Consider the following 5,153-nt stretch of genomic DNA (forward strand, 5'->3'; position numbering starts at 1 on the left):
CGCAGCGCGGCGGCCATCTCGGCGGCGCCTTGGAGGGCGACGGCGCCGATGATCTCGCGCTTGCCGCGGAAGTGGCTGTAGAGGACGGGCTGGCTGTACTCGATGCGCTCGGCGAGGCGGCGGGTGGTGACCGCGTCCCAGCCCTGTTGCTCGGCGATTTCACGAGCCGTCGCCAAGATGAGGCGCTCACGCCCGGCCCGTTCGCGCTCCTTGCGTTCCTGTACCGACATGAAAGGAATCCTAGCACCGCTAGACAATCGAGCGGCAGAAGGTCTAGCGTTGCATCACTATCTAGCGCTGCTAGATCCCAGTAGTCAGTAGCCAGTAGCCAGTAGTCGTGATTCCAGTAGGGGGCATCATGCTCAACGCACTTGAGGTCGTCACCACCGTGGTCGTCGGCGTGATGGTGGGAGTGGAGTTCTCGGTCGCCTTCTTCGTCAACCCGATCCTCAACGGCCTCCCCGGCGACAACGGCCTGCGCGGCCGCACGCACGGGGCCCGGCTGCTCGGCGCGGTGATGCCGTTCTGGTACGTCGGTTCGCTGGTCCTCGCCGCGATCTGGGCGGTCGCAGGTTGGCATCACTCAGGCGCGGGCCTCGTCGTCACCGCCGCCGGGCTGCTGATCCTCAGCGTGGTCATGTCGATCCTGCTGCTCGTCCCGATCAACAACAGGGTCAAGACGTGGACAGCCGGCGGCCTCCCCGCCGACTGGAAGCAGCAGATGAACCGCTGGGACCGCTTCCACTACGTCCGCGTGGCGGTGATCGTCGCGGCGTTCGCGCTGCTGGCCGCCGCGCTCGCTCTCTGAACGACTCGATCCTGGAACAAGTGGCCGGACCGGGAACAGTCGGTCCGGTCGGCGCGGTTGCACCGACGGAGGGCCCGGCGCCGCAGGGGCGGGGATGGGGATCATCCGGGCCCCGGGATCGCGGTACGCCCGCCGCGCACTTGGACTGAGACGTAAATACGCAGGAGGACAGTTCCATGACCGACCGGCCCTTGACCCTGATGGCAGTGCACGCCCACCCCGACGACGAGGCCACGGGAACCGGAGGGGTCCTCGCGCGGTACGCGGCGGAAGGCTTCCGCACGGTTCTCGTGACCTGTACGGACGGCGGTTGCGGTGACGGACCCGGTGGCGTGAAACCGGGTGACCCCGGGCACGATCCGGCGGCGGTCGTCGCGATGCGCCGTGAGGAACTCCAGGCGAGCTGCGAAGTCCTGAAGATCAGCGATCTGGAGACGCTGGACTACGCCGACTCCGGGATGATGGGCTGGCCGAACAACGACGCCCCGGGCGCCTTCTGGCAGACCCCCGTGGCGGAGGGCGCGGCTCGCCTCGCGGAGCTCATGCGGCACTACCAGCCCGACGTGGTCGTCACGTACGACGAGAACGGCTTCTACGGCCACCCCGACCACATCCAGGCCAACCGCATCACGATGGCGGCGCTGGCGCTGACCGGGCTGACCCCGAAGGTGTACTGGACGACGATGCCCCGCTCGGCGATGCAGAAGTTCGGCGAGGTCATGCGCGAGTTCGGGGACGACATGCCGGAGCCGGACCCCGCCGAGGCAGCCGCGCTGGCCGAGATCGGCCTCCCCGACGACGAGATCACCACCTGGGTGGACACGCTCGCCTTCAGCGGCCAGAAGTTCGACAGCCTGGCCGCGCACGCCAGCCAGGGCGAGAACATCTTCTTCCTCAAGATGGGCAAGGAGCGGTTCGGTGACCTGATGGGCGTGGAGACCTTCGTACGCGTCCGGGACACCACGGGCGCGGCTCTCCCGGAGAACGACCTCTTCGCCGGGCTGCGCTGACCCGTCCGTACGACCGGCTGGCTACGAGTTCGCGGTGAACATGTCGAGCAGGCCATAGGGCGCGTTGTCGCCGTAGAGGAGCTCGTGGAGCTGGTTGCCGTCGGCGGCCGCTGTGGCGCTGCGGGGAAACATGGCCTGCTCGTACTCCGTGAGCGCGGTTTCGGTGTCGTCGGGGTGGGCGGCGAGGGCCTGGGCGAGTTCGGCGCCGTCCAGCATGGCCAGGTTGGCGCCCTCGCCGTTCGGGATGGAGAGGTGGGCGGCGTCGCCGATCAGGGTGACGCCGGGCGCGCGGTCCCAACGGTGGTCGGCGGGCAGGGAGTTGAGGGCACGCAGGACGGGTGCGGAGTCGCCGTCGGTGATCAGGGCGGTGAGTTCCGGTGCCCAGCCGTCGAACTCCCGCGCTATACGGGCGATGCCTGCGGCGGGGTCGGTGAAGTCGATGCCGGCGAACCACTCCTGCGACCCGGCGAGCATCACGTACGTGTGCAGGGTGCCGCCGCTCTCCCGGTGGGCGGCGAGCCCCTTCCCCGGCGCGAGCGCCAGCATCGCCCCGCCGCCGACCGTCTTCGCGTGGGCGGGATGCCGGGTGTCACTGTCGAACAGGTACGTGTCTACGACTGACATGCCGACGTATTCGGGGGTCGCGTCGGAGAGCAGTGGCCGTACGCGGGACCAGGCGCCGTCCGCGCCGACGAGCAGGCCCGTGGTGACGGAGGTCCCGTCGGCGAAGGTCACCTCGTGGCGCCCGTCGCCGAGGGCGCGCGTACCGCTGACTTTCCGCCCCCACCGAACGGTCCCGCCCGGGAGTGAGTCGAGCAGCAGTTGCCGCAGCTCACCGCGCTGCACCTCGGGACGGCCCCCCGTACCGTCGTCGGCCTGGTCGAACAGGACGTTGCCGTCCCGGTCGAGGATCCGAGTGGCCTCGCGCCCCTCCAGAACAAGCCCGCGGAACTCGTCATACAGCCCTGCGGCCTTGAGGGCGAGCTGTCCGTCGTGCTCGTGGATGTCAAGCATTCCGCCCTGTGTGCGGGCGGTCGGTGAGGGCTCGGCCTCGTAGACCGTCGCGGTGATGCCGTGGACGTGGAGGACGCGGGCGAGGGTCAGTCCGCCGAGGCCGGCGCCGATGATCGTGACGTGGGTTGTGGCGGTGGTGGTGGGCATGGAGGCTCCTGGTGAGTCGCAACCTTGCTGGAACGCCGTTCCAGTGTGCTTGGCATCAGCCTGGAACGACGTTCCATCAATGTCAAGCTGGAACGCCGTTCCAGGTGTGTGTCGGGTGTGCCAGGATGCCCGCATGGCTGCTGCAACAAGGAAGAGTCGTCCGGAGCGACGGGAGGAGCCGCTCTCCCGGGAGCGGATTGTCGAGGCGGCGATCGAACTTCTCGACACGGCGGGCGAGGCCGGGCTCACCTTCCGGGCACTGGCCCAGCGTCTCGCGACAGGGCCGGGTGCGATCTACTGGCACGTCACGGGCAAGGACGAGCTGCTCGGCGCCGCCACGGAGGCCGTGGTCGCCGACGCGATGGCGGCGGGCGTCACCGGGCCGACGCCACGGGACGCGGTACGTTCCGTCGCGCTGGGCGTGTTCGACGCGATCGACGCCCACCCGTGGATCGGCACGCAGCTTGCCCGCGCCCCCGCACAGTCACCGCTGCTGCGGATCTTCGAGCACCTGGGACGCCAGGTCCAGGCGCTCGGGGTGCCCCACGCCGCCCACTTCACGGCCGCGTCCACGCTGCTGAACTACGTCCTCGGCGTGGGCGGCCAGAACGCGGCCAACGCCCGCAGCAGCCAACGCCAGGACACGACCCGTGCGGAGTTCCTGGGCGAGGTCTCGACCGCCTGGTCGAACCTGGACCCCGAGGAGTACGCGTTCACGCGAAGCGTCGCTGGGCAGCTACGGGATCACGACGACCGGGAGGAATTCCTGGCGGGGATCGATCTGATCCTGGCGGGGATCGCCGGGATCACCGGGGTCACCGCGCGGCCGTGAACTCCCGCCAGGCGGTGGGGGAGCGGGGTGAGGGTCCCGTTCATCTCCGGCCTGGTCTCAGAGTTCGCACGAGCCGCTGTCGATACGAACGTAACGACGACCCTTGGCCCAGCGGCACAGCCGGACGCCGACGACGATGCCGCCGATCGTGACCAGCGCGGGCAGATAGCCGCTGGAGACCTGGATGATGGGGATCGCCGGGCAGCCGCCGGAGATCGCCCAGCCCGTGCCGAACAGCACCGCGCCGGGGATCACTCCGGCATGGATGCGCCCCGGGGTGCGACGGACTCGTAGCAGGGCGAAAGCGCACACGATGATCACGACCGCCCCGGCGAACGACAGGAGCATCCTCAGGTCCTGGAAGGTGAACATGCGGTTGAGTTCGGCGTAGTCGCCGAAGCCGATGTTGGTGACGGTGAAACCGAGCGCCAGCCCGGTGACGATGTTGGCCAGCAGGATTCCGCCCCGGGTACGCATCAGATCACCTTCCACAAGAGGAACGACACGGCGACGGCCGTACCGAAGAACGTCGCCGTCGCCACGATGCTGACCGGGTCGCGCCGGCCACACCCGTTGAGCCCGTGGCCGGAGCTGCAACCACCGGCCAGTCGGGTGCCGAAGCCGACCAGCACGCCTCCCGCGAACAGCAGGGCGACCATGCCGACCGGGCTGGCCGTGACCAGGTCCCGGAAACCCGGTCCCATGTCGAGCCGGAGGTGGAACCGCCCGGAGGTGAGGGAGGCGATCAGCCCACCGAGGAAGATCGAGATCAGCAGCGCGGCCTGGCTGACCAACGGGGCCGGGCGCTGAGGCGCGGCCAACGGGGCCTCGGCCACCGGCACTTCAGTCACCCGCGATGCATCATCGAGCCCGCTCGACGGCTGCTGGACCGGCGGGCCGGACGGCGACTCCGTATGCGACCGAACGGGTGGAGCCGATGGAGCCGGGGGAGCCATTTCGGGCGCGAGGGTGGCGAAATGGTCGGTGCCGGCCTTGGCGAGCGCGGCGGCGAAGTCGCGTTCGTCGGCGAACTGCTCCTCGAACTCCTCCTCCGCCCGCTCAAGTTCTCGTTCACGGCGCCAGTGCAGTACGCGGTCCCACGCGCCCGAGACACCGAAGGAACGCTCGGCGGCGAGGGTGTAGCCGACGGTCAGCACGGCCAGCCCGATCGCCCCCGCCCACCAGGGCCAGTACGTACTCATGCGGGGCCTCTCATCCACTTGGTGAACCGGCTCCAGCCGCTCGCGGATGACCCGGACTCCCCTGAGCCGGGCCGGTCGACGGGGTCGGATGACCGCGGAACGGAGGTGGCGGGGGTGGTGGGGGTGACGGCGGTGACAGG

7 protein-coding genes are annotated in these 5,153 nt (G+C 69.6%); 3 read left to right on the forward strand and 4 right to left on the reverse strand.

Features of this window, described 5'->3' with window-relative positions:
• The coding region (locus AOK08_RS21815) for a helix-turn-helix domain-containing protein (RefSeq protein WP_157876749.1) at positions 1-230 on the reverse strand (230 nt) is incomplete at its 3' end.
• Between the two features lie 128 nt (positions 231-358).
• Between AOK08_RS21815 and AOK08_RS21820 the strand changes: the two genes are divergently transcribed.
• A complete protein-coding gene (locus AOK08_RS21820) occupies positions 359-808 on the forward strand; it encodes an anthrone oxygenase family protein (protein WP_055528803.1) in 450 nt (149 codons plus the stop codon).
• A gap of 176 nt (positions 809-984) precedes the next feature.
• Positions 985-1,818 carry a PIG-L family deacetylase gene (locus AOK08_RS21825; RefSeq protein ID WP_055528809.1) on the forward strand — a complete coding sequence of 278 codons (834 nt, stop codon included), beginning with the start codon at positions 985-987 and terminating at the stop codon, positions 1,816-1,818.
• Between the two features lie 21 nt (positions 1,819-1,839).
• On the opposite strand, the gene AOK08_RS21830 is transcribed toward AOK08_RS21825, so the two are convergent.
• Positions 1,840-2,979 carry an FAD-dependent oxidoreductase gene (locus tag AOK08_RS21830; RefSeq protein WP_055528816.1) on the reverse strand — a complete coding sequence of 380 codons (1,140 nt, stop codon included), beginning with the start codon at positions 2,977-2,979 and terminating at the stop codon, positions 1,840-1,842.
• A 133-nt stretch (positions 2,980-3,112) separates the two neighbouring features.
• Between AOK08_RS21830 and AOK08_RS21835 the strand changes: the two genes are divergently transcribed.
• Positions 3,113-3,811: a TetR/AcrR family transcriptional regulator gene (locus tag AOK08_RS21835; RefSeq protein ID WP_055528818.1), complete on the forward strand. Its 699-nt coding sequence runs from the start codon at positions 3,113-3,115 to the stop codon at positions 3,809-3,811.
• 57 nt (positions 3,812-3,868) lie between these two features.
• Here AOK08_RS21835 and AOK08_RS21840 read toward each other — a convergent pair whose 3' ends face one another.
• A complete protein-coding gene (locus AOK08_RS21840) occupies positions 3,869-4,288 on the reverse strand; it encodes a YeeE/YedE thiosulfate transporter family protein (RefSeq protein WP_055528825.1) in 420 nt (139 codons plus the stop codon).
• Complete coding sequence (locus AOK08_RS21845; protein WP_055528829.1) at positions 4,288-5,013, reverse strand: YeeE/YedE family protein; 726 nt, start codon at positions 5,011-5,013, stop codon at positions 4,288-4,290. Before AOK08_RS21845 ends, AOK08_RS21840 begins: the two co-directional genes overlap by 1 nt.
• Positions 5,014-5,153: the final 140 nt, after the last annotated feature.

It is taken from the genome of Streptomyces graminilatus, assembly GCF_001418565.1.
Classification (GTDB): domain Bacteria; phylum Actinomycetota; class Actinomycetes; order Streptomycetales; family Streptomycetaceae; genus Streptomyces; species Streptomyces graminilatus.